The sequence below is a fragment of the Neisseria sp. P0009.S007 genome (assembly GCF_051962515.1).
Genome location: NZ_JBQCVF010001136.1, coordinates 1 through 264, shown reverse-complemented (window position 1 = coordinate 264; position 264 = coordinate 1). Strand labels below are relative to the sequence as shown.

Sequence of the window (264 nt, the reverse complement as noted above, 5' to 3'; positions counted from 1 at the left end):
CCGGTGTATCCAGTCCATTAAAGCTGGCGATATATTTCCCAAAACGGTCTTCAGCATTTTTATCTAAAGAAATGATGCTCTGAGCGTTGGCCCATGCCCGATAGAACAAGACAGCCAGACGGTGTTGCAACATATTGGCAAAACCGGTCCATGTCCGGTCGCCGTGTTGGTGTTGACGCTCATAGGCATATTCGGTCAAATGCAGGGGCAGGGGGCCGGATGGGCCAAACAAACCGAATCCATTAATGGAAATTTCCACATAAC

At 48.9% G+C, this 264-nt stretch carries 1 protein-coding gene; it reads right to left on the bottom strand.

Features of this window, described 5'->3' with window-relative positions; genetic code table 11:
- Window positions 1–264 (bottom strand): type VI secretion system baseplate subunit TssG (locus tag ACTHS3_RS18055; protein WP_440368801.1); only part of this gene is annotated, 264 nt, incomplete at both ends.